The organism is Microbacterium awajiense, from assembly GCF_039536545.1.
Taxonomy (GTDB): Bacteria; Actinomycetota; Actinomycetes; order Actinomycetales; family Microbacteriaceae; genus Microbacterium; species Microbacterium awajiense.
The window spans coordinates 773,858-795,490 of the sequence record NZ_BAAAYU010000005.1 but is presented as its reverse complement, the minus strand read 5'-3'; the positions used below and the strand labels follow the sequence as shown (position 1 = coordinate 795,490).

21 protein-coding genes are annotated in these 21,633 nt (G+C 69.4%); 11 read left to right on the top strand and 10 right to left on the bottom strand.

What is annotated here, in order from left to right; genetic code table 11:
- The first annotated feature begins 65 nt into the window (after positions 1-65).
- From ABD663_RS10425 to mnhG, 6 genes are read left to right on the top strand one after another with little or no spacing between them, the layout of a single operon-like run.
- Entirely contained in the window at positions 66-2,993 is a 2,928-nt protein-coding gene (locus ABD663_RS10425) for a Na+/H+ antiporter subunit A (protein WP_344738219.1), read from the top strand.
- Positions 2,993-3,508 (top strand): Na(+)/H(+) antiporter subunit C, encoded by a 516-nt coding sequence (locus ABD663_RS10420; RefSeq protein ID WP_344738216.1) that lies wholly within the window; start codon positions 2,993-2,995, stop codon positions 3,506-3,508. The genes ABD663_RS10425 and ABD663_RS10420 overlap by 1 nt, the downstream gene beginning before the upstream one ends.
- A complete protein-coding gene (locus ABD663_RS10415; RefSeq protein WP_344738214.1) occupies positions 3,505-5,106 on the top strand; it encodes a Na+/H+ antiporter subunit D in 1,602 nt (533 codons plus the stop codon). The genes ABD663_RS10420 and ABD663_RS10415 overlap by 4 nt, the downstream gene beginning before the upstream one ends.
- Positions 5,106-5,693 (top strand): Na+/H+ antiporter subunit E, encoded by a 588-nt coding sequence (locus ABD663_RS10410; RefSeq protein ID WP_344738212.1) that lies wholly within the window; start codon positions 5,106-5,108, stop codon positions 5,691-5,693. Before ABD663_RS10415 ends, ABD663_RS10410 begins: the two co-directional genes overlap by 1 nt.
- A gap of 5 nt (positions 5,694-5,698) precedes the next feature.
- Positions 5,699-5,959 (top strand): MrpF/PhaF family protein, encoded by a 261-nt coding sequence (locus ABD663_RS10405; RefSeq protein WP_425561794.1) that lies wholly within the window; start codon positions 5,699-5,701, stop codon positions 5,957-5,959.
- Positions 5,956-6,330 (top strand): monovalent cation/H(+) antiporter subunit G, encoded by a 375-nt coding sequence (mnhG, locus tag ABD663_RS10400; RefSeq protein ID WP_344738208.1) that lies wholly within the window; start codon positions 5,956-5,958, stop codon positions 6,328-6,330. Before ABD663_RS10405 ends, mnhG begins: the two co-directional genes overlap by 4 nt.
- 13 nt (positions 6,331-6,343) lie before the next feature.
- Here the strand turns inward: mnhG and ABD663_RS10395 are convergent, their stop codons facing one another.
- The 3 genes from ABD663_RS10395 to ABD663_RS10385 form a co-directional block, all read right to left on the bottom strand.
- Positions 6,344-8,971, bottom strand: coding sequence for a penicillin acylase family protein (locus ABD663_RS10395; RefSeq protein WP_344738206.1), 2,628 nt, complete (start codon positions 8,969-8,971; stop codon positions 6,344-6,346).
- 418 nt (positions 8,972-9,389) lie between these two features.
- Positions 9,390-10,832: an argininosuccinate synthase gene (gene argG / locus ABD663_RS10390; RefSeq protein WP_344738204.1), complete on the bottom strand. Its 1,443-nt coding sequence runs from the start codon at positions 10,830-10,832 to the stop codon at positions 9,390-9,392.
- An 82-nt stretch (positions 10,833-10,914) separates the two neighbouring features.
- The gene (locus ABD663_RS10385; RefSeq protein ID WP_344738202.1) at positions 10,915-11,682 is read right to left on the bottom strand and encodes a Pr6Pr family membrane protein; all 768 of its coding nucleotides are present in this window, start codon (positions 11,680-11,682) and stop codon (positions 10,915-10,917) included.
- Between the two features lie 76 nt (positions 11,683-11,758).
- Here ABD663_RS10385 and ABD663_RS10380 point away from each other — a divergent pair, with 76 nt between their 5' ends.
- Positions 11,759-13,045, top strand: coding sequence for an adenylosuccinate synthase (locus tag ABD663_RS10380; RefSeq protein WP_344738200.1), 1,287 nt, complete (start codon positions 11,759-11,761; stop codon positions 13,043-13,045).
- A complete protein-coding gene (locus ABD663_RS10375; RefSeq protein ID WP_344738198.1) occupies positions 13,045-14,241 on the top strand; it encodes a lactonase family protein in 1,197 nt (398 codons plus the stop codon). The genes ABD663_RS10380 and ABD663_RS10375 overlap by 1 nt, the downstream gene beginning before the upstream one ends.
- A 39-nt stretch (positions 14,242-14,280) precedes the next feature.
- On the opposite strand, the gene ABD663_RS10370 is transcribed toward ABD663_RS10375, so the two are convergent.
- Positions 14,281-15,459 (bottom strand): AI-2E family transporter, encoded by a 1,179-nt coding sequence (locus ABD663_RS10370; RefSeq protein ID WP_344738196.1) that lies wholly within the window; start codon positions 15,457-15,459, stop codon positions 14,281-14,283.
- Between the two features lie 50 nt (positions 15,460-15,509).
- Here ABD663_RS10370 and ABD663_RS10365 point away from each other — a divergent pair, with 50 nt between their 5' ends.
- Positions 15,510-15,803, top strand: coding sequence for a chorismate mutase (locus tag ABD663_RS10365; protein ID WP_344738194.1), 294 nt, complete (start codon positions 15,510-15,512; stop codon positions 15,801-15,803).
- Positions 15,804-15,865: 62 nt separating this feature from the next.
- Here the strand turns inward: ABD663_RS10365 and ABD663_RS10360 are convergent, their stop codons facing one another.
- The 3 genes from ABD663_RS10360 to ABD663_RS10350 are packed head-to-tail and all read right to left on the bottom strand — an operon-like array spanning position 15,866 to position 17,858.
- On the bottom strand, positions 15,866-16,561 hold the full coding sequence (locus ABD663_RS10360; RefSeq protein WP_344738192.1) for a hypothetical protein: 696 nt from the start codon (positions 16,559-16,561) through the stop codon (positions 15,866-15,868).
- Complete coding sequence (locus tag ABD663_RS10355) at positions 16,558-17,472, bottom strand: ABC transporter ATP-binding protein (protein WP_344738189.1); 915 nt, start codon at positions 17,470-17,472, stop codon at positions 16,558-16,560. Before ABD663_RS10355 ends, ABD663_RS10360 begins: the two co-directional genes overlap by 4 nt.
- On the bottom strand, positions 17,469-17,858 hold the full coding sequence (locus ABD663_RS10350) for a GntR family transcriptional regulator (RefSeq protein WP_344738187.1): 390 nt from the start codon (positions 17,856-17,858) through the stop codon (positions 17,469-17,471). Before ABD663_RS10350 ends, ABD663_RS10355 begins: the two co-directional genes overlap by 4 nt.
- A gap of 89 nt (positions 17,859-17,947) precedes the next feature.
- On the opposite strand from ABD663_RS10350, the gene ABD663_RS10345 reads away from it, so the two are divergent.
- Entirely contained in the window at positions 17,948-18,796 is an 849-nt protein-coding gene (locus ABD663_RS10345; RefSeq protein WP_344738185.1) for a patatin-like phospholipase family protein, read from the top strand.
- The gene (locus ABD663_RS10340; RefSeq protein WP_344738183.1) at positions 18,796-19,845 is read left to right on the top strand and encodes a 1-acyl-sn-glycerol-3-phosphate acyltransferase; all 1,050 of its coding nucleotides are present in this window, start codon (positions 18,796-18,798) and stop codon (positions 19,843-19,845) included. The genes ABD663_RS10345 and ABD663_RS10340 overlap by 1 nt, the downstream gene beginning before the upstream one ends.
- An 18-nt stretch (positions 19,846-19,863) precedes the next feature.
- Here ABD663_RS10340 and ABD663_RS10335 read toward each other — a convergent pair whose 3' ends face one another.
- The 3 genes from ABD663_RS10335 to ABD663_RS10325 form a co-directional block, all read right to left on the bottom strand.
- Positions 19,864-20,640, bottom strand: coding sequence for a hypothetical protein (locus ABD663_RS10335; RefSeq protein ID WP_344738181.1), 777 nt, complete (start codon positions 20,638-20,640; stop codon positions 19,864-19,866).
- Positions 20,641-20,714: 74 nt separating this feature from the next.
- Positions 20,715-21,434: a hypothetical protein gene (locus ABD663_RS10330; protein WP_344738179.1), complete on the bottom strand. Its 720-nt coding sequence runs from the start codon at positions 21,432-21,434 to the stop codon at positions 20,715-20,717.
- A gap of 44 nt (positions 21,435-21,478) precedes the next feature.
- The gene (locus tag ABD663_RS10325; RefSeq protein WP_344738177.1) at positions 21,479-21,616 is read right to left on the bottom strand and encodes a hypothetical protein; all 138 of its coding nucleotides are present in this window, start codon (positions 21,614-21,616) and stop codon (positions 21,479-21,481) included.
- Between the last annotated feature and the right edge of the window lie 17 nt (positions 21,617-21,633).

The window sequence follows — 21,633 nt, the reverse complement described above, 5'->3', positions numbered from 1 at the left end:
ATCCGCACACCCTGATCGCCCGAGCCGCCCGGTGCCGGCGGCCGACGACCACGAGGAGGACGCGCATGCTCCTCCTGCTCGGCGCGTTCGCTGTGCTGCCGATCGCGGTGCCGTGGCTGACGCGCCGGATGGGTCCGAGGGCATTCCTCATCGCGGCTCTGCTGCCGCTGGCCGCGTTCGTCCACGCCGTCGTGATGACGCCGCGCGTGCTCGCCGGCCCACCGCCGTTCGAGTCGTACGACTGGATCCCTCCGCTGGGCATCGAGCTGTCGATGCGCATGGACACCCTGTCGTGGGTGATGACGCTCATCGTGACGGGTGTCGGCGCACTCGTGCTGATCTACTGCCGGTGGTACTTCGGCGGAAAGCGCGAGCCCATCGGCCAATTCGCGGCCGTGCTGCTGGCGTTCGCCGGCGCGATGTACGGGCTCGTGCTCACCGACGACCTCGTCGTGCTCGTGATGCTGTGGGAGGTCACGAGCGTGCTCTCGTACCTGCTCATCGGCTACTACAACCGCCGCGCCGCCAGTCGCCGCGCCGCATTGCAGGCGCTGCTGGTGACGACCCTCGGCGGACTGGTCATGCTCATCGGCGTCGTGCTGATGGTCGTCGAGGCCGGAACCTCGAGCATCTCGACGATCCTGGCCGAGGTGCCCACCGGTGCGGTCGTCGACGTCGCGCTCGTGCTGCTGCTGGTCGGTGCGCTCAGCAAGTCCGCCATCTTCCCGTTCCACTTCTGGCTGCCCGGAGCCATGGCCGCACCGACGCCGGTGAGCGCGTACCTGCACGCGGCCGCGATGGTGAAGGCCGGCATCTACCTCATCGCGCTGCTCGCGCCGTTCTATGCCGACTCCCCCGTCTGGCGCCCCATCGTGATCTCGCTCGGCGGATTCACGATGCTGCTGGGCGGACTGCAGTCGCTGCGCGAGACCGACCTCAAGCGCATCCTCGCGTTCGGCACCGTGAGCCAGCTCGGCTTCCTCACGGTCGTGCTCGGCTTCGGCACGCGTGACGCCGCGCTCGCGGGGCTGGCGCTGCTGATCGGGCACGCGCTCTTCAAGTCGGCGCTGTTCCTGATCGTCGGCGTCATCGACCGCCAGCTCGCCACCCGCGACATCCGCGAGCTCAGCGGCCTCGGCCGCCGCGCGCCCGTGATCGCGACCGCGTCGTTCGTCGCGATCGGGTCGATGGTGGGGATCATCCCCACCATCGGCTTCGTCGCGAAGGAGGGGGCGCTCACCGCTCTGCTCGACGAGACCCTCGGCGGCTCGGTGTGGGGGGCCATCGCGCTCGGAGCGGTCGTCCTCGGGTCGGTGCTCACCGCCGCCTACGGCATGCGCTTCCTGTGGGGTGCGTTCTGGACGAAGCGCGATGCCTCCGGCGCGGCCAAGCCCACCACCGAGTGGCCGCTGCCGCCGATCGGCTTCGTCTCCGCGCCCGTGCTGCTGGCCGCGCTCAGCCTGGTCGCCGGGTTCGCGGCATCCGCCCTCGACGTCGCGCTGGCCCCATACGCCGACCAGGCGCCGCCGTCGACCCCCGGCGTGCCGGCACCCGAGTACCCCGCGCATCTCGCGCTGTGGCACGGCTTCGAACCGGCGCTGTGGATTTCGCTGGGCACGATCGCCGTCGGCGCGGTCGTGTTCGCGCTGACCGCGCGTCGCGAGGGCGGGCGGATGCTGCCCTTCACGGCCTCGGACGTGTACAACCAGGCGCTGCGCGGTATCGCGCGGCTGTCGGTGCTGACCACGAGCTTCACCCAGCGCGGTTCGCTGCCGGTCTACGTGGGCACGATCTTCGTGGTGTTCGTCGCTGCGGAGGCGACAGCGCTGCTGGCCGGATCGCCGTGGCAGGCGTCGCTGGACGCCTACCAGAACCCGATGCAGCTGGTCGCGCTGCCCATCATGGTGATCGCGGGACTCATCGCGGTGCGCGCGCGCAAGCGGTACACCGGCGTCGTGCTCGTCTCGGTGACCGGGCTGGGCATGGTGCTGCTGTTCGCCACGAGTGGCGCCCCCGACCTCGCCCTCACGCAGATTCTGGTCGAGACCGTGACGCTCGTCGCGTTCGCCCTGGTGCTGCGGCGCATCCCGTCGCGAATGGGCGAGCACAACGCCTCGGTGTGGCCGGTCGCGCGGGCCGTGCTCGGTGCGGCGGTCGGCGTGACGATGGCGCTCGTCGCGATCGTGGCGACCTCCGCCCGCGTGGCGACGCCGATCTCGGACGACTTCGCCGAACTCGCGTACGAGCTCGGGCACGGGCGCAACGTCGTGAACGTGACGCTGGTCGACATCCGCGGGTGGGACACCATGGGCGAGCTGTCGGTGCTCATCCTGGCCGCGACGGGTGTGGCATCCCTCGTCTTCATCACCCATCGCTCCGACACGCTCTCGGACCTGACCTCGCCGATGCCGCGCACGGGTGCGCGCAGTCGGCAGCCGCTGGTCGAGACCTCCGAGGGCATCAAGCCGTTCGGAGAGGCGCCCGAGAGCCGCCGCACCGCGTGGCTGCTGGGTGGTGCGAAGGTGCGCCCCGAGAATCGCTCGATCGTCCTCGAGGTGATCGTGCGCATCCTCTTCCACACGATCATCATCGTGTCGCTGTACCTGCTGTTCGCCGGTCACAACCTGCCCGGCGGCGGCTTCGCCGGCGGTCTGGTCGCGGGCATGGCGCTCGTGATGCGCTACATCGCCGGCGGCCGGTACGAGCTCGGCGTGGCCGCGCCGACCGACGCGGGCCGCCTGCTCGGCATCGGCATGTCGATCGCGGTCGGCTGCGCGATCGTGCCGCTGATCTTCGGCGCCGCTCCGCTGACGAGCACATGGTGGGAGACCGAACTGCCGATCATCGGTCACATCGAGTTCGTCACCTCGACGATCTTCGACATCGGCGTGTACCTGGTGGTCATCGGCCTGGTGCTCGACGTCCTGCGCAGTCTCGGCGCCGAGGTCGACCGTCAGAGCCACGAGCAGCGCGTACGGGGGGTCGAGGTCTGATGGACGTCTCGCTCGCCCTGATCGTGATCATGGCCGTGCTCTTCGCGTGCGGGGTCTACGCGATGCTCGAGCGCAGCCTCACACGTGTGCTCATCGGCTTCCTGCTGCTGGGCAACGCCGCCAACCTGCTGCTGCTCATCGTCATGGGGTATCCGGGTATCGCGCCCTTCTACGGCTCGGGCGAGCCCGACGAGATGTCCGACCCCCTGCCGCAGGCGCTCATGCTCACCGCGATCGTCATCACCTTCGCGGTCTCGGCGTTCCTGCTCGCCCTGATCTACCGGTCCTGGCAGCTGGGTCAGGCCGACACGGTCGAGGACGACGCCGTCGACATCGCGATCCGCGAGGGCAGCGTCGAGGCCGAGGAGGCGATGGACGAGGAGACCGAGATCGAGGACGAGGACGACGACGCCACGACCGATTTCGTCGGCGTGGCGACCTCGCCGATCACGATCCCCGTCGAGCGCCGCATCGTCGACGACCACGCTGACGACGACGAGGAGGGAAGCCGATGACCGCCATCGCTCCCGCCCTCGTACCCCTGCTGGTGACGCTCCCCCTGCTCGGGGCCGCCATCGCCCTGATCGCGGGTCGTCACCGACGCGTGCAGATCACGGTCTCGGTCGCGACGCTGACCGTGGTGTGCGCCATCGCCGCGACCCTGCTGACCGTGGTCGACCTCGGCGATCAGGCGATCGCGGTGTCGGTGGGCGGCTGGCCCATCCCCTTCGGCATCGTGCTGTACGTCGATCGTCTCGCGGCGCTGCTGGTCATGGTCTCGAGCGTCGTGCTGCTCGCCGTTCTGCTGTTCTCGGTCGGCCAGGGCGCGGTCGACAACGACGACGACACACCGGTCTCGATCTTCCACCCGTCCTACCTGATCCTCGCGGCCGGCATCTTCAACGCCTTCATCGCAGGAGACCTGTTCAACCTCTACGTGGGGTTCGAGATCCTGCTGGTCGCCTCCTACGTGCTGATCACGCTGGGATCGACCGAGTCGCGCATCCGCACCGGCGTCGTCTACATCGTGGTGTCGCTGGTCTCGTCGATCCTCTTCCTCTCGGCGATCGCCGTGATCTACGGCGCCCTCGGCACCGTCAACATCGTGCAGATCTCGCAGCGGATGGGCGACCTCGATCAGGACACGCAGCTGGTCATGCACCTGCTGCTCCTGCTGGCGTTCGCCATCAAGGCGGCGGTGTTCCCGCTCTCGTTCTGGCTGCCCGACTCGTATCCGACGGCCCCCGCACCGGTGACCGCGGTGTTCGCCGGCCTGCTGACGAAGGTCGGCGTCTACGCGATCATCCGCACCGAGACCGAGTTGTTCCTGTTCAACGACGTCAACGTGCTGCTCATGGTCGCGGCGATGGCGACGATGATCGTCGGTGTGCTCGGCGCCGTCGCACAGGCCGAGCTCAAGCGCATCCTGTCGTTCACCCTGGTGAGCCACATCGGCTACATGCTCTTCGGACTCGCGATCGCGACGCCGGCGGCCATCGGCGCCACGATCTACTACATGGTCCACCACATCGTCGTGCAGACCACGCTGTTCCTCGCGGTGGGGCTGGTCGAGCGCCGGGCGGGGTCGACGTCGATCCTGCGCGTCAAGGGGCTCATGAAGGCGGCGCCGCTGATCGCCGTGCTCTATTTCATCCCGGCCGTCAACCTCGGCGGACTGCCGCCGTTCTCGGGCTTCATCGGCAAGTTCGCGCTCTTCGACGCGGCCGCCGAAGAGGGTGATCCGCTCATGATCGCGCTGATCGTCGCCGGCGTGGTCACATCTCTGCTCACCCTGTATGCACTGATGCGCGCGTGGAACCTGTCGTTCTGGCGCGAAGAGGACGACTCGGCCGAGACCGAGGCGCGCATCTCGTACCTCGGCGACGCGCCCGCCGCGTCGGTGTCGACCGAACGCCGCGTGATTCCGCGCATCATGACCTCGGCGACCGTGGGCATGGTGGGACTCACGGTGGCGCTCACCGTCTTCGCCGGACCGCTGTACGACATCTGCGCGCGCATCGGCGGCGCCCTGCTCGAACCCGTGACGATCGGCCAGCTCGAGCAGGAGCATGAGCAGAGCACCGGCGGCGACGACAAGGGCGAGGAGCGATGATGACGACGGATGCCGCGACCCGGCCGTCGCGCCGCAACAGGCTCACGCGACTGTGGCGCCAGCTGCCGTTCTTCGTCTGGCTCATCGCGGTCTGGATGCTGCTGTGGGGCCAGTTCACCTGGCTCGCCTTCCTCACCGGGCTCGCCGCAGCGGTGCTGGTGACCAGCGTCTTCCGGCTGCCGCCCGTCGAGCTGTCGGGCCGGGTGAACCTCTGGTACGGCATCGTGTTCGTGTTCGAGTTCCTCGTCTCGCTCGTCGCCGGCTCGCTCGTGGTGGCGTGGCAGGCGATCGACCCGCGCCGCCTGCCGAAATCCGCCATCATCGCGGTTCCCCTCCACGTCGACGACGACCTGATCATGACGCATGTGGCGGTGACCGCATCGCTGATCCCCGGGTCGCTGCTCATCGACGCCGACCGGGATCGTCGCATTCTCTACCTTCACGTGCTGGGCGTGCGCTCGCAGGAGGACGTCGAGTCCCACCGCCGCGACACCTGGAAGTGGGAGCGGCGGATCGTGATGGCCGTCGGCTCGCGCGCGGACGTCGAGAAGGTGCGCGCCGCCCGGCACGAGGGGAGCACGCCGTGAACGCCATGCTCATGGTGATCTACGCCGTCTTCACCATCGCGGCGCTCGTCACGATGTGGCGCATCGTCGTCGGACCGTCGATCCTCGATCGCGCCGTGGCATCCGATGTGCTGCTCACTCTGGTGATCTGCGTGCTCGGCGCCGAGATGGCGATCAACGGGCACACCCGCACGCTACCGGTGCTGCTCATCATCGCGGCCGTCGGAGTGTTCGGATCGATCTCGATCGCACGGTTCGTCGCGAGAAGGGACAACCTCGACCGATGACACTCACCCCTGAAGTCACGGCCGCGCTCGACACCGCGGCGCTCATCCTCATCCTCATCGGCGCGCTGCTGTGCCTCACCGCGGCGATCGGCCTCGTGCGCTTCCGCGACGTGACCGCCCGACTGCACGCGGCCACCAAGCCGCAGGTGCTCGGACTGCTGCTCATCTGCGTCGCGATCGCGCTGTCGCTGCGCTCGTGGCCCGTCGTGGCGTTCCTGCTGCCGGTGGTGCTGATGCAGCTGGCGACCGCGCCGCTGTCGGCGCACATGATCGGCCGACAGGCCTACCGCAACGGCACCATCGACGACTCGTCGCTCATCGTCGACGACCTGGCCGCGTCCAAGCGCACGCCGCCCGCAGCCGGCGGGTGAGGCGGCCCGCCGTTCAGCCGGCGGGCGTGAGGGTGAGCGTGAACTCGGCGGCCTCGTCGACCGCCTGTCTCGAGAACGGCCACGGCGAGAGCTCGGCGCGCTGCCAGTCCTCGACCTGATCGACGTAGTTCGGGTGGAACGTGTGGCCGCTCACGCCGGTGAGCTGGTTCCACTGCGAGGCATCCAGGTCGGAGAGGTCGACGATCATGCGCATCGACGGCACGGTGACCGTCTCGAAGCCCGATCCGAGCACCCACCCGGTGGCGTTCGCGACCGACGAGCCACCGCCTACCGGGTAGGGACCGCGGTTGAACAGCCACTCGATCGGGGCGATGCCCGACGAGCCGAACGTGTCGCTGCGCAGCGGCAGCGCGTGCAGCGAGCCCCAGTTCCAGCGGTCCTGGTTGTCTCCCTGTGCGGCCACCAGCCGCTCGTACGCCGAGGTCGCGACGTACGAGAGCATCTGCTCGCGGCCGTCGACGCCGATCCCGGTGTTCGTCCACCACGGTGACTCCGGATCGTCGAGCAGGCGGTCGACCACGAGGAACATGCGCGCCTGGTCGTCGATCGGAGCCGGCTCCGCGCGGCCGTTGACGAAGAGGCTCACGGCGAGCTGGTCCCACAGCACGTTGGCGTACGCGGCCGCCTCCGAGTCGGCGTCGTTCTGCGCGTCCCACGTCTGCAGCAGGGCGAGCGCGGCATCCGCGCCGTCGGATCCGGCGTCGACGTCGGCGAACGCCGCGGCCAGCCGCTTGCCCAGGTAGAACTGGTTGTCGGCCTGGATGTCACGCATGTCGGTCGCGGTGAGCGGGGCGAGCGCCGCCTTGCGCTCGATGAGGTCGACGATGCGTGCCGCGCGCCACCCGTAGTCCCAGTCGTCGGTGAGGAAGTACTCGTAGTCGTCGTCGACGATCGCGTTGTTCGCCGTGACGATGTACCCCGAGTCGGGGTTGTACACCACGGGAAGATCGTCGAACGGGATGTAACCACGCCAGTCGTACGCCGAGCTCCAGCCGGGCTGCGGCATCGACCCGTCGCCGGCGCCCCGGATCGGAAGGCGGCCCGGCGTCTGGTAGCCGATGTTGCCGTCGACGTCGGCGTAGACGAGGTTCTGGGCGGGCACGTCGAACTGCGACGCGGCCGTGCGGAAGTCCTCGAAGTCCTGCGCCAGATTCATCGTGAAGATCGACTGCGCCGTCGTGCCGGGTTCGAGCGCGGTCCACCGCAGACTCACCGCGTACTCGCCGTCCGGTGCACCCGAGGGCTGCGTGACGGCATCGGTCTCGCCCGTGTAGGGGTCGCTCGCGATGCGTCCGTAGTCGGCGGTGAGCCCCGACACGATCGGGCCGTTCCCGGTGGCGCGGATCTCGAGCTGCACGTCGTCCCCGCCCGCGACGCGGATCGTCTCGGTGCGGGTCTGCAACGGCACCAGTTCGCCGTCGCGCCAGTACTGGTCGCCCTCGAGCTTCTCGAGGTAGAGGTCGGTCACATCCGTCGTGAGGTTCGTGAAGCCCCAGGCCACACGGTCGTTGTGGCCGATGATCACGCCCGGCACACCCGAGAACCCGAAGCCGGAGACGTCGAAGGGGCACGCGGTGCCGACCGCGCGGCAGCGCAGGCCGATCTGGTGCCAGACGCTCGGGAGGGATGCCCCGAGGTGCGGATCATTGGCCAGAAGCGGCAGCCCTGTTTCGGTCAGCTCGCCCGAGACGACCCACGAGTTGGAGCCGATGCCCTCGCCGGGCCGACCGAGCAGTGTGCCGACGGCCTCGATGAGATCACCCACCTCGGTCCACTCGATACGGGCGGATGCCGTCACCGCCTCGACGGCGTCTTCCGTTCCGCGATACGCGGCCGGGGTCGCGTCGACCTCGAGTTCGGGCACATCCGAGATGACGGGCACGATGACCGGGTTCTCGTCGAAGGGGTAGTCGGGGTAGAGCTGGGCGATCTGCTCGGGACTGAGCGACTGCGCCGCGAGCGCACGGTCGGTCTCATCACCGAGGTTCGACCGCAGGTCCCACGCCATCGCCTTGAGCCAGGCCAGCGAGTCGACGACCGTCCACGGCTCGATCTCGTACTCGGGGTTCTGAAGACCGAGCACGGCGTACTCGAACGAGGCATCCGCCCCGTCGTGATCGTCGAGGTAGGCATTGACTCCTGCGGCATAGGACTCGTAGTACCGGAGCGCATCGGCGTCGAGCTGCTCGGCCTCGATCGCGGCGATCTCATGCCAGCCGAGCGTGCGCAGGAACCGATCCGTCTCCAGTTGCGACGCGCCGAACAGCTCGGACAGCCGCCCGGCGGTGACGTGGCGGCGGAAGTCCATCTCCCAGAAGCGGTCTTGAGCGTGCACGTAGCCCTGTGCGAAGAACAGGTCGTCGGCGGTCGACGCCGTGATCGTCGGCACGCCGCGCACATCGCGTTGCACCGTGACGTCGGAGCCGAGCCCGCTGAGCTCGATCACTCCGTCGCGCTGCGGAAAGCTGCGCTGGATGTTCCAGACGATCGTGCCGGCGGCGATGAGCGCGATGACCACGACCGCGGCGACGATGCCGAACACGGTGGCGCCGATGATCCTTCCGACCGACCTCCGAGGCGCGTCGGAGACGGGGACGGAGTCGGTGGTCGGCGTCGACATCAAAGAAAGCCTTCGGTGGAGCGGTGTGAGACCGGAGCGCACGCACCCCGGTCCTCGGTCTCACGTGTTCGGGCACACGTGGTCCGTCAGGCATCGTATCCCGACGGCCCGGCATGCCGCTCGTGATCGCCGGCGTGCTGCTCGGCCTGGTGGGGCCCCAGGCGGCGGGTCGGCTCCTGGCGGGCGCCCAACTCCTGAGAAACGGCCCGACATCGCGACGATTCGGGCTGATGTGGACCGGTCGGCCCGAAAACTCAGGAGTTCGGCACGACGGCGATGGCCCAACTCCTCCAATTCGGGCCAGACCGGCTCGAATCCGGCCGATCCGACCCCCCAGCGCCGCGGATGGGAGGAGTTCGGCACGCGACCGGGCGCGGACCTGCGCTCAGAGCCGGTCGCGCACCACGCGGACGGTCGCTCAGTCGGTGCCGAGGTCGAACGCCGACGCCTCGTTGAGCTCGTCGACGGCTTCGGCCAGCTCTTCGCGCTCGGCGCTGTAGTCCACGGCGTGGCCGGTGATCTCGGCCGCGCCGCCCTGCTCGAGGTCGCCGACGAGCTCGCCCGTCGCGCCCCCGATGATCCCGGCTGCCGCGTAGTGCTCGAGGCGTGTGCGCGAGTCGGCGATGTCGAGGTTGCGCATCGTCAGCTGACCGATGCGGTCGGCCGGGCCGAAGGCGGCATCGCCGACGCGCTCCATCGAGAGCTTCTCGGCCGCGTACGACAGATTCGCCGAGGTGGTGTCCAGGATCGTGTAGTCCTCACCCCGGCGCAGTCGCAGGGTGACGGTGCCGCTGATCGTCGATCCGACCCACTTCTGGATGGACTCGCGCAGCATCAGAGACTGCGGCTCGAGCCAGCGGCCCTCGTACATGAGACGGCCCAGGCGGCGCCCCTGCTCGTGGTAGGTCGCGAGGGTGTCTTCGTTCAGGATGCCGTTGACAAGGCGTTCGTACGCGATGAACAGCAGCGCCATGCCCGGCGCCTCGTAGATGCCGCGCGACTTCGCCTCGATGATGCGGTTCTCGATCTGATCGCTCATGCCGAGTCCGTGACGCCCGCCGATGCGATTCGCCTCGAACACGAGCGAGACGGCATCCGAGTACTCCACGCCGTTGAGCGCGACCGGCCGGCCGGCGTCGAAGGTGACCGTGACGTCTTCGGGCTCGATCGCGACGTCGGGATCCCAGAAGCGCACGCCCATGATGGGCTCGACGATCTCGAGCGACACGTCGAGGTGCTCGAGCGTCTTGGCCTCGTGCGTGGCGCCCCAGATGTTGGCATCCGTCGAGTAGGCCTTCTCGGCGCTGTCGCGGTAGGGGAAGCCGTGCGCGACGAGCCATTCGCTCATCTCCTGGCGACCGCCGAGTTCGGTGACGAAGTCGGTGTCGAGCCAGGGCTTGTAGATGCGCAGCGCGGGATTCGCCAGCAGGCCATAGCGATAGAACCGCTCGATGTCGTTGCCCTTGTAGGTCGACCCGTCGCCCCAGATGTCGACGCCGTCCTCCTTCATCGCCCGCACGAGCAGCGTTCCGGTGACGGCGCGTCCGATCGGCGTCGTGTTGAAGTAAGTGCGTCCGCCCGAGCGGATGTGGAACGCGCCGCAGGCGAGCGCGCCGAAGCCCTCTTCGACGAGCGCGGGCTTGCAGTCGATGAGACGCGAGACCTCGGCGCCGTACTCGAGGGCGCGCGCCGGGATGGCTTCGATGTCGTCTTCGTCGGGCTGGCCGAGGTCGCCCGTGTACGTACAGGGGACGGCGCCCTTGTCGCGCATCCACGCCACCGCCACCGAGGTGTCGAGCCCTCCCGAGAAGGCGATGCCGACGCGTTCGCCGACGGGCAGGGACTGGAGGACCTTCGACATGCCCCCCAGCCTATCGAGCACGGGGCGCGCGGCTGAGCCCGCAGCCCCCGGAAACCCGAGGCCCGGACCTGCGCGTGCCGTCCTACCGGCTGACGGGCGCGTTCTTCGACGGGGCGGTGACGGTCTCCGTCGTCGCGCCGGTCGAGCCCACCACGGCGCGACGGCGGTCGACCCACACCACGAACCAGCCGACGAGGGCGATGAGCGCCGCGATGCCCACGACGTACACGGCGACCCCGCCGTACCCGTCCTGCAGCGCGGGGTCGAGGAACGGGTACGGGTACCACCACTCGGCGCCGGTCACCGGATTGACCGTGAGCGGGCCGCGGACGAGGGTGTAGACGACCCACACGACCGGGAACGCGACGACGGCCCACACGGCGCTCCAGCGGAGGGACCGAGGCCGGGGGCCGAGGAAGACGTCGAGCAGCAGCACCAGCGGGCCGACCACGTGGAGCACTTCGTTCGACCACGGCACGGTCGTCCCCTGCGGCAGCTCGACGCTGCGCAGCAGCGTGTTGTAGACGATGCCCGTGACGATCATGTAGGTCGACACGCACGCCAGAGCGACGGCGAGCGGTACGGGCTCGCGGGCCGGCCGGCCCGCGGCATCGCGTCCGCGCATCCACAGCCACAGCGACGCCCACGCGAGCACGAAGATCGATGCGACGTTCGAGAGGATCGTGAAGAAGCTGAAGAAGTTGACGACCGTCGTCGTCATGTCGCGCCCCGCGTCGGCGGCCAGGCTGAAGGTGACCTGGGCTTGTGCGATCACCGCCGCCGCGATGAGGGCGGCCGTCACCAGCCGCACGGTCGACCACGTGTTCTCCCACCAGGGCGCGCGCGTCATGCCGCAACACTATCGGGGCGCCTCCCGACCGCATCGATAGGATGGGGTGTAACCGTCCGCAAACGGGGGAGAGCCCATGCCAGGCATCGTGATCGTCGGCGTTCAATGGGGAGACGAGGGCAAGGGCAAGGCCACCGACCTGCTCGGCGAACGCACCGACTGGGTCGTGAAGTTCAACGGCGGCAACAACGCCGGCCACACGGTCGTGATCGGCGACGAGAAGTACGCCCTGCATCTGCTGCCCAGCGGCATCCTGTCGCCCGGAGTGAACGCGGTGATCGGCAACGGCGTCGTCGTCGACCTCGAAGTGCTGTTCTACGAGCTCAAGGCGCTGCACGCCCGCGGCGTCGACACGTCGCGACTGCGCATCAGCGCGAACGCGCACATCATCACGCAGTATCACCGCACCCTCGACAAGGTGACCGAGCGGTTCCTCGGCAAGCGGCAGATCGGCACGACGGGTCGCGGGATCGGCCCCGCGTACGCCGACAAGATCAACCGCGTCGGCATCCGCGTGCAGGATCTGTTCGACGAGAACATCCTGCGGCAGAAGGTCGAGGGCGCGCTCGAGCAGAAGAACCACCTGCTCGTGAAGGTCTTCAACCGACGTGCCATCGCGTGCGACGAGATCGTCGACGATCTGCTGTCGTACGCCGACCGCCTGCGGCCGATGGTCGCCGACACCGGTCTGCTTCTGAGCCGGGCCCTCGATGAGGGCGACGTCGTCGTCTTCGAAGGCGGGCAGGCGACGATGCTCGACGTGGACCACGGTACGTACCCGTTCGTCACGTCGTCGTCGGCGACCGCCGGCGGCGCGGCCACCGGCAGCGGCGTCGGACCCAACCGCTTCGACCGCATCGTGGGAATCGTGAAGGCCTACACGACGCGTGTGGGCGCGGGGCCGTTCCCGACCGAGCTGTTCGACGACCAGGGCGAGTGGCTGCGCTCGCGCGGATTCGAATTCGGCACCACCACCGGTCGCCCGCGCCGCGTCGGCTGGTACGACGCCCCGATCACCCGCTACGCCACGCGCATCAACGGCATCACCGACCTCGTGCTCACGAAGCTCGACATCCTGACCGGCCTCGAGCGCATCCCCGTATGCGTCGCCTACGACGTCGACGGCACGCGATTCGACGAGGTGCCCGTCAACCAGACCGATTTCCACCACGCCAAGCCGATCCTCGAGCACTTCGAGGGCTGGAGCGAGGACATCTCGCGCGCCCGCACGTTCGACGACCTGCCGAAGGCGGCGCAGGACTATGTGCTCGCCCTCGAAGAGATGAGCGGAACCCACATCTCGGTCATCGGCGTCGGTGCCGCGCGCGACGCTGTGGTCGTGCGGCGCGACCTCATCGGCTGATGCGGCTCTGGCTCGGCGGATACACCGCCGACATGGACGGCTCTGCGACGGGCATCGGGATGCTGCGCGTCGGCGCCGACGACGAGCCGGGATCCGGCGGCCGGCTCGGATTCGACGGCGACGCGGTCGCGTCGGGCGGATCGCCGTCGTGGCTGGCCGCGCATCCGTCGCGCGATGTCGTCTACGCGGCGCTCGAGGGCGCCGGTGCCGTGCAGGCGTTCCGCCGCACCGGCCCGACCGCGCTCGTGCGGCTGGGTGAGCCTGTCGACGCCGGCGACGCGGTCTGCCACCTCGCCGTGTCGCCTGCCGGCGACCGGCTGATCGCCTCGTGCTGGGGTGACGGTCGCGTGGTCTCGATGGACCTGGATGCCTCGGGCCGTCCGTCCGCACCGAAGATCGCGGTTGCCGCTGTCGACCCGTACGACGGTGAGTCCGCTGCGGCCCCGGCGTCGGCAGCCGGGCCTGACATCGATCTCGCCGCCGCGGCTCGCGCGCTGCGGGAAGCCGCCGGAGACGAGTACGCGCACCTCGTGCCCGACCACGATGCGGCGGCGGACGCGGACGGCGACGGCGACGGCGACGCGGATGCCGGGGCATCCGGCCGCTCGTCGCATTCGCACCAGGCGCGGTATCTGCCCGGGGGCCTCATCGCCACGACCGACATGGGGTTCGATCTGGTCCGATTCTGGCGCGACGGCGGGGCGGGGCTGCGTGCGCACGGCGAGGTCGTGCTGCCGCGCGGGGTGGGTCCGCGCCACATGCTGTGGCATCCCAGCGGGCACCTGTATGTCATCGCCGAGCTCGCGTGCGAGGTCTTCGTGCTCTCACCCGATGCCGACGGCACGTGGCGCGTGCGCTCGAGCACCCCGTTGGTCGGCACGCTGGCCGACGACACCGCCGCCGAGATCACGGCATCCCGCGACGGCCACGTCGTCCACGCGAGTGCGCGGGGCAGCGACACCGTCGCGACCCTGCGGGTGCGCGGCGACGGCGACCGCCTCGACCCGGTGGCCCTCGTCGAGGCCGGAACCCACTGGCCCCGCCACCACCTCGTGCTCGGCGACACGATGCTCATCGCCGGACAGCTCGGCGAGGAGGTGGTGTCGCGGCCGCTCGACGAGCGCACCGGGGTGCCCGGTCGCATCCGTCACCGCGTGGCGGTGCCGTCGCCGACCTGCCTGCTGCCCGCTCGCTGAAGCCGGGTCGCAGCGGCTGCGCCGCGGTGACCCGTGTCGCTACACCTTCGCGTCCTGACGGGGGATCACGACCTGCTTGATGATCAGCAGGATCGATGCGGTCACCGGCACCGCGACGAGGGCGCCCAGCAGGCCGAGCAGCGTGCCGCCGACGAGGGCGCCGATCACGACGAGTGCGCCCGGCACCGACACCGCCTTGTTCATCACCTTCGGGGTCAGCACGTACGCCTCGAGCTGCATGTAGATGAGGTACGCGATCGCGAACACGAGCGCCGCGACCGGGTTCAGGAACAGCGCCACCGTCGAACCGATGATCCAGAACAGCACCGGGCCGACGAGCGGGATGATCGTGATGCAGAACGCGACGACCGCCATCAGTGCGGCGAACTGCAGGCCCAGCAGCAGATACATGATGAATGTGAAGGTCGCGTTGAAGAACGCGAGCGTCACCATGCCCATCAGGTAGCTGCCGATCGAGTCGGTGATCTGCTCGGTGAGGTCGGCGACCTTCGTGCGGTTGCGGGCCGGGGCCAGCTGGTACAGCGACTTCTTCATGGCGACCAGCGAGGCCAGGAAGTACAGGCTCAGCACCACGACGATGACGCCGCCCGAGATCGCGGTGCCGACGCCCACGATCACCTGCAGCACGCCGCCGCCGACGGCAGCGATGTTGCCCGGATCGGACAGGAACTTGAGCACTTCGTTCGTGAGCGTTTCGATCGGGTCGCCGAAGGTCGAAGCCAGCCAGCCGTAGACATCGGTCGACTTGAAGTCGGTGACGATGCTGGGGATGTCGGTGACGAACTGTGCGATCTGCTCGATCACCGTGGGGAGGATCAGGAACAGCACGCCCACGAGCACGAGCGCGAACGCCGAATAGGCGATGACGATCGCCCATGCGCGCGAGAGCTTGCGCCGTTCGAGCATCCGCACCGCGGGATCGAGGCCGAGCGCGACGAACAGGGCGAGCGCGATGTAGACGATGATCGTCGACAGACTGCCGACCGCGAGGCCGAGCACGAGCGCGACGAGGCCGCCGAGCACCAGGAAGAAGCCCAGCGCGAACGGGTTGTTGAGGTTCGCCCAGAAGGTGCGGGCGGGGGAGCCTTCGACCGCGGACGCCTCGCTCGACGTGACGGATGCCGGTGTCACCGGGGCGTCCGTCGTGGCGAGTCGTTCGTCGGCGCGGGTCTTCGGGCGGTCTGAGCCGTCGGTCATGGAACACACTCTAGGGCCGGTAGGGTCGGTGGCACGCGAAGGAGGCGGTCATGACCGAGGATCCGACCGACACCCTGCTGCGGCTGCGCAGCAGCATCGACAACATCGACGCGGCGCTCGTGTTCATGCTCGCGGAGCGATTCAAGTGCACGAAGCAGGTCGGTCACCTCAAAGCCGAGCACGGGATGCCGCCGTCGGACACCGCGCGCGAAGAGCAGCAGATCGCCCGGCTGCGCCGTCTGGCCGAAGAGGCCGACCTCGATCCGGCGTTCGCCGAGAAGTGGTTCAACTTCGTCGTGGCCGAAGTGATCCGTCACCACACCGAGGCCGCGGACGGTCGCTGACCACCCGGCCGACGCACGGATGCCCCGACCCGGCGGGTCGAGGCATCCGCAGACCGTCGGCGCTACGGGGTCGCGCGTCGCAGGGTGAGGAACGCGAGCCCCGCGACGACCACGACCGCCACGAGCCCCCACACCGACAGCCCGAGCGCCCCCTGCTCGGCGAACCAGCCGAACATCGCACCCCACAGGTCGAAGCGGATGAGCGCGAACAGACCCAGCACGAGCAGTGCGCACAGCCCGATGATCGTGCTGGTGAGCGCGAGCATGCCGAACCGCTTGTAGACGGTGGCGATCGCGAAGCCGACCGTGAAGAAGCCGAGCGCGATCGTGAAGAACGCCAGGCCCGCCCCGAGGGCGCCGGCCTCCCACACCGGCGGCAGGTAGAAGAAGTAGCCGTTCATGCCCCAGCCGGCGGTCGCCTGCTCGATGAGCCCGCCGACCACGAACACCACGGCCAGCAGCGCGCTCGCGATCGCCGCGGTCAGCAGCGTGCCGGCGAAGAACTCGCGGCGGGTGACGCTCATCGCCTGTGAGAACGGGAATGTGAGGGTGAGCGCCTGCACGCCCACGACGCCGAAGTACCACAGCGGCGCCTGGCTGCCGCCGCCGTACAGGTCTCCCTCGGCGCCGACGCCGCGGATCATCGCCCAGATGGCCAGGCTCAGCACGAAGGCCCCGCCGAGCACCATGAGCGGCACCCAGATGTAGGTCTGGCGGTTGACCAGCTGCATGCGGACGACATTGACGGTACGACTCATCGCAGGGCTCCTTCGTCGTGGGCGACGCGATCAGCGGTCGCCGCGTGGTGCTGCGTGGTGCGCACGATCAACTGCTGCAGCGACACCGGGCCGACATCGAGTCCGGCGAGGTCGAGGCGCTCGCGGTCGCCGGCGGTCAGCCCGCCGAGCACGGTGACCGATGCGGTCCGGCCGAGGGTCTCGCGGTGGATCACCTCGCGACCGGCGGTGAAGGCATCCACCGCCGCGACGTCGCCGACGATGGTCGCCGCGCGGTCGCGCACGGCGTCGGTCTCCTCGTCCATGATGATGCGCCCGCCGTCGATCACGAGGACGCGCTCGAGCAGGTTGGAGACCTCGTCGATCAGATGGCTCGAGAGCACGATCGTGCGCGGGTGTTCGGCGTAGTCCTCGAGCAGCCGGTCGTAGAAGATCTGGCGGGCGACCGCGTCGAGCCCGAGGTAGGGCTCGTCGAAGAAGGTGATCTCGGCGCGCGAGGCGAGGCCGATGATCACGCCCACCGCCGACAGCTGGCCGCGCGAGAGCTTCTTGATGCGACGCTTGAGCGGCAGTTGGAAGTCGCGGATGAGGCCCGCGGCGAGCTCGTCGTTCCAGTTCGGGTAGAACAGACGCGCCATCGCGAACGCGTGACGCGGGGTCGCGTCGTCGGGGTACTTCTGGCTCTCACGCACGAAGCACATGCGCGAGAGCACGCTCGCATTCTCATAGGGGGCTTGGCCGAACACACGCACGTCGCCGCTGGTGGCGAAGTTCTGCGCGGTGACGATCGACATCACCGTGGTCTTGCCGGCGCCGTTGCGGCCGAGCAGTCCGTAGATGGTGTCCTTCTCGATCGAGAAGCTCACATCGTCGACCGCGATCGTGTCGCGGTAGCGCTTGGTGAGTCCTGACACCTCGATCACCGAGGTCATGGTGCATTTCCTTCCGTGTCTGGGGTGGAGTCGGCGGCGCGCTCGCGGATGATCGCGCCGAGGTCGTCGGGGCCGAGCCCGAGCTTGCGGGCCTCGGCCAGCAGCGGGTCGACGAAGCGGATGCCGAACGCGCTGCGTCGCTCGGCGAGCAGGCGTTCGCGCGCCCCGGCCGAGACGAACATGCCGATGCCGCGCCGCTTGTACAGCACGTTCTTGTCGACGAGCATCGCGACCCCCTTCGCCGCGGTGGCGGGGTTGATGCGATGGAAGGCGGCCAGTTCGTTCGTCGACGGAGCCTGACCCTCTTCGGGCAACGAGCCGTCGACGATCGCGTCCTCGACGCTCTCGGCGATCTGCAGGAACAGTGGGCGCCCTTCCTCGATCATCCGTCCTCCGCTTGCATGGTTACTTACTTGACTAACTAACCATGCAACAAAGCCATGCACGTTGTCAACCCGCGCAATAGGGTGGCGGCATGACATCCGGCGGCACGACGGCGTTCGTCCTGGGTGGTGGCGGCATCCGCGGAGCGGTCGAGATCGGGATGCTCCAGGCCGTGCTGGGTCGCGGTGTGCGGCCCGACCTCATCGTCGGCACCTCGATCGGCGCGATCAACGGCGCGCTGGTCGCGAAGGATCCCACGCCCGGAGTGGTCGAGGCGCTGCGCGGAGCCTGGATGTCGGACGAAGCCGACGCGGTCTACGGCGAGTCGCTCCTGCGCCAGTTCGGTCGACTCGTGAAGACCCGCACGCACCTGAGTTCACCCGAGCCGCTGCGCCGGCTGCTCGAGGTCGCCCTCGGAGCCGACAGCACGTTCGAGGATCTCGCGGTGCCACTGCGCGTGGTCGCCGCCAACGTCGAACGCGCCGCCGAGTCGGTCTTCTCGGCGGGGCCGCTCGTTCCCGCGATCCTGGCGTCCGCCGCTGTGCCCGGGCTGCTTCCCGCCGTGCAGATCGACGGCGAACACTACATCGACGGCGGCATCGTGAACTCGATCCCGATCGAGCAGGCGGTGCTCGCCGGCGCGACCGAGGTCTACATCATGCAGGTCGGCAGGGTCGAAGCGCCGCTGAAGGCTCCAAAGACCGTGGTCGACGCGGCACGGGTCGCGTTCGAGATCGCCCGGCGCCACCGATTCGCCCGCGACCTGGCGACAGTGCCGCAGGGGGTCTCGCTGCACGTCCTGCCCAGCGGAGGCGCCCTCGACGGCGACGACTCGCTGATGTCGTATCGCAAGATGGCGACCGTCGACCGCCGCATCGCACAGGCGCGCGACGCCTGCGAGTCCTACCTCGACGCGCCGACTCCGGTCGAGGCCGCCTGATGCGGGTGCCGCCGCGGTGGGTACGCCGGGTCATCCTCGCTCCGCTGGTGGTCATCGCCGCACCGGTGATCGTTCTCGCGCTGCCCACCGTCCTCGTGGTGCTGCTGATCATCGCCTCGCTCATCCCCGACCGGTTCCGCTGGCCACGGGCGATCGTGCTCGTGCTCGTCTACCTGCTGTGGGATGCCGCGTTGCTGGTGGTGCTGTTCGCCCTCTGGGTCGCATCGGGGTTCGGGTGGAAGCTGCGCTCGCACGCGTTCGTCCACGCTCACTACGCGGTCGGAGGGTTCGCCCTGCGCGTGCTGTTCTGGGTCTTCGGCGTCATCCTGCGCCTGAAGATCACGACCGAAGCGGCGCTGCCGTCGGGCGAGCCGGTCGATGTGGACGACGTGTTCGAAGCGGCCGTACCCCTCGTGGTCGCCAGCCGGCACGCCGGCCCGGGCGACTCGTTCATCGTCATCCACACCCTGCTCAACGGCGCGGGGCGCCATTCTCGCATCGTGCTCAAGGACACCATGCAGTGGGATCCGGCGGTCGATGTGCTGCTCAACCGCATTCCGACGCGGTTCATCACGCCGCGCGGGTTCGGCAAGGGCGCGAGCGGCGGGGGCAAGGCCGTCGAAGCGCAGATCGCGGATCTCGCCCGCGGCCTCGGCCGCGACGACGCGCTGGTGATCTTCCCTGAAGGAGGCAACGCCACCGCGTCCCGGCGGGTCAGCCGCATCGACCGGCTGCGGGCATCGGGCCGTGACGCGCTCGCCGACCGCGCCGAGGGGATGCGGCACGTCATGCCGCCGCAGCCCGGCGGCGTTCACGCGGCCCTGCGAGAGGCATCCGAGGCTGACATGGTCTTCATCGCGCACGCCGGTCTCGACAGCCTGATCACCGTTCGCGACATCTGGAAGGCCCTTCCCGTCGACAAGCGCGTGACGATGCATGCGTGGCGCGTGCCGCGCGCCGAGATCCCCGCGGATGCCGCCGCGCAGGCCGAGTGGCTGTTCGGCTGGTTCGAGCGGATCGACGCCTGGATCGACGCGAACTCGGACTGACCGGGCCGGTTCTCGGTCTCAGGTCGTGGTGGGATCCTGCCGGTTCGACGGCAGCTCGAGCATGACCTTCTTCTCGAGCACCTCGATCGCCTCGTCCGACACCGAGATCAACCCGTCGAGCTCTTCGCGCACGCGTCGGTATGCCAGCTGGCGTTCGGCCGGGGTCGCCGCCTGGTCGACGGCGACGGTCAGCAGCTGCTTCGCCGTGTCGAGGCGCTTGCGCTCCTGCGCGCTGAAGGCCGAATCGCGCAGACGCCGCGCGTCGCGCTCAGCGACGTCGAACGCGACCTCGAAATCGGTGACGGCACTGCGGTACTCGGCCAGCTGCTCCGGCGTCAGCTTCGCCTTGGGCGATGCCGGACGCAGCCCGTCGGCCAGGCGCTTCGCCCGCAGGAATGCCGCCGTCAGCGGCTGGCGGCCGTCGCTCATCGCCGGGAACGCGATCATCTTCGCCACATCGAGCTCATAGTCGAGCCATCGAGCCGTGACGGCGTCGTGGGTCGCGAACAGCCTCTCGAGCTGAGTCGGCTGGGTCTGCGGCGCGTCGGCGTCGCCGGGTGCCGTCGTCGCGGTCGGTCCCGTGACCGTGGGCAGGGCGGCGGCATCCGGGGCGATCTTGCCGCGCGCCGCCGCCTGCGCCGCTTTGAGCTCGGCCTTGGCGTGGATCATCTCGAGGCGGCGCTTGTGACGGCTTCGGGCGCCGCGCTCCCACGCACTGCCGGCCGCGCCGAGCACCCCCATGAGGGGGAAGATCAGCCACCAGTAGCTGCCCAGGAAGGTGAAGAACGGCTCCACCCTGTCATGCTAACCGGCGGACACCGGGCTCCGCCGGGTGGGGTGCCGCCCCCCGACCGGGGGGCAGGGCAGGCTCAGCGGGGATCGGCGGCGGCGCCCCACCAGCCGGGTACGGGCCACGGCGTCGGGCGCGGAAGGGCCGCGCGGGCACCTGCGGCACGCTCGGCCTCGGCGAAGGCGACCTCGAGGCGCCGCACCGCGTCACGGTACTCGACGTAGCGGGCCGGGGTGATCTTGGCGGTCGTCGACGCCGGCCGCAGATCACCGGCATCGCGCATCGCGCGCAGGAACGCGTGGGTCGTCGGATACTGGGCGTCGATCATGCGCGGGTACGCGAGCGCCTTCGCGGCATCGGTCTCATACTCGAGCCAGCGGGCTCGTACGGCGTCGTGCTCGCCCATGAGCGCCTCGAGCGGCAGCGGGGTGTCGGCGGACCGGGCTCGCAGACCATCCCATGCCGCCTTGACCCGGCTGCGGCTGGCACGCAGTGCGAGCGACGCCGACTTCTCGGCCTGCTTGGCCAGCTGCAGGGCCTGACGAGCCTCGAGCTGCGCCGCGGTCACGGGACCGCGCGAGCGGGCGACCAGAACGTCGGCGCGAGCCGAACGCACCCGTCCGCGCGCGGCGACCAGTGCGCGGTATGCCTGGGCCTCTTCGTGCCGCGCAGCCTCGAGTTCGAGGCGTCGTGCACGGCGGCGTCCCGATGTCAGCATGCTGTAGCTCGCCACTCCGGCGCCGGCTGCTGCCGGAGCGACCCACCACCAGCTCCCGAGGAGAACGAGGATCGGCTCCACGAACTCATGCTAACCGCGGCGGCTCCGTTGCGGACCTGGGAAGATCACCCGAACAGCAGCGCGAACACCGTCGCGCCGCCGCCGACGAGGATGAGCGAGACGATGACGACCCAGGCCACGACCTTGACCCGCCGCTGGCGGGTGTCGTTGAAGCCGCTGTACTCGTCGTCGTCGGTGGTCATGCGCCCATCCTACGACC

Coding starts and splice junctions, on each gene's coding strand:
- mnhG (WP_344738208.1), top strand. CDS start 5,956: ATGACACTCACCCCTGAAGTCACGGCCGCGCTCGACACCGCGGCGCTC.
- ABD663_RS10325 (WP_344738177.1), bottom strand. CDS start 21,616: ATGACCACCGACGACGACGAGTACAGCGGCTTCAACGACACCCGCCAG.
- ABD663_RS10350 (WP_344738187.1), bottom strand. CDS start 17,858: ATGATCGAGGAAGGGCGCCCACTGTTCCTGCAGATCGCCGAGAGCGTC.
- ABD663_RS10345 (WP_344738185.1), top strand. CDS start 17,948: ATGACATCCGGCGGCACGACGGCGTTCGTCCTGGGTGGTGGCGGCATC.
- ABD663_RS10395 (WP_344738206.1), bottom strand. CDS start 8,971: ATGTCGACGCCGACCACCGACTCCGTCCCCGTCTCCGACGCGCCTCGG.
- argG (WP_344738204.1), bottom strand. CDS start 10,832: ATGTCGAAGGTCCTCCAGTCCCTGCCCGTCGGCGAACGCGTCGGCATC.
- ABD663_RS10420 (WP_344738216.1), top strand. CDS start 2,993: ATGGACGTCTCGCTCGCCCTGATCGTGATCATGGCCGTGCTCTTCGCG.
- ABD663_RS10355 (WP_344738189.1), bottom strand. CDS start 17,472: ATGACCTCGGTGATCGAGGTGTCAGGACTCACCAAGCGCTACCGCGAC.
- ABD663_RS10370 (WP_344738196.1), bottom strand. CDS start 15,459: ATGACCGACGGCTCAGACCGCCCGAAGACCCGCGCCGACGAACGACTC.
- ABD663_RS10375 (WP_344738198.1), top strand. CDS start 13,045: ATGCGGCTCTGGCTCGGCGGATACACCGCCGACATGGACGGCTCTGCG.
- ABD663_RS10410 (WP_344738212.1), top strand. CDS start 5,106: ATGACGACGGATGCCGCGACCCGGCCGTCGCGCCGCAACAGGCTCACG.
- ABD663_RS10360 (WP_344738192.1), bottom strand. CDS start 16,561: ATGAGTCGTACCGTCAATGTCGTCCGCATGCAGCTGGTCAACCGCCAG.
- ABD663_RS10425 (WP_344738219.1), top strand. CDS start 66: ATGCTCCTCCTGCTCGGCGCGTTCGCTGTGCTGCCGATCGCGGTGCCG.
- ABD663_RS10385 (WP_344738202.1), bottom strand. CDS start 11,682: ATGACGCGCGCGCCCTGGTGGGAGAACACGTGGTCGACCGTGCGGCTG.
- ABD663_RS10415 (WP_344738214.1), top strand. CDS start 3,505: ATGACCGCCATCGCTCCCGCCCTCGTACCCCTGCTGGTGACGCTCCCC.
- ABD663_RS10380 (WP_344738200.1), top strand. CDS start 11,759: ATGCCAGGCATCGTGATCGTCGGCGTTCAATGGGGAGACGAGGGCAAG.
- ABD663_RS10405 (WP_425561794.1), top strand. CDS start 5,699: ATGCTCATGGTGATCTACGCCGTCTTCACCATCGCGGCGCTCGTCACG.
- ABD663_RS10340 (WP_344738183.1), top strand. CDS start 18,796: ATGCGGGTGCCGCCGCGGTGGGTACGCCGGGTCATCCTCGCTCCGCTG.
- ABD663_RS10365 (WP_344738194.1), top strand. CDS start 15,510: ATGACCGAGGATCCGACCGACACCCTGCTGCGGCTGCGCAGCAGCATC.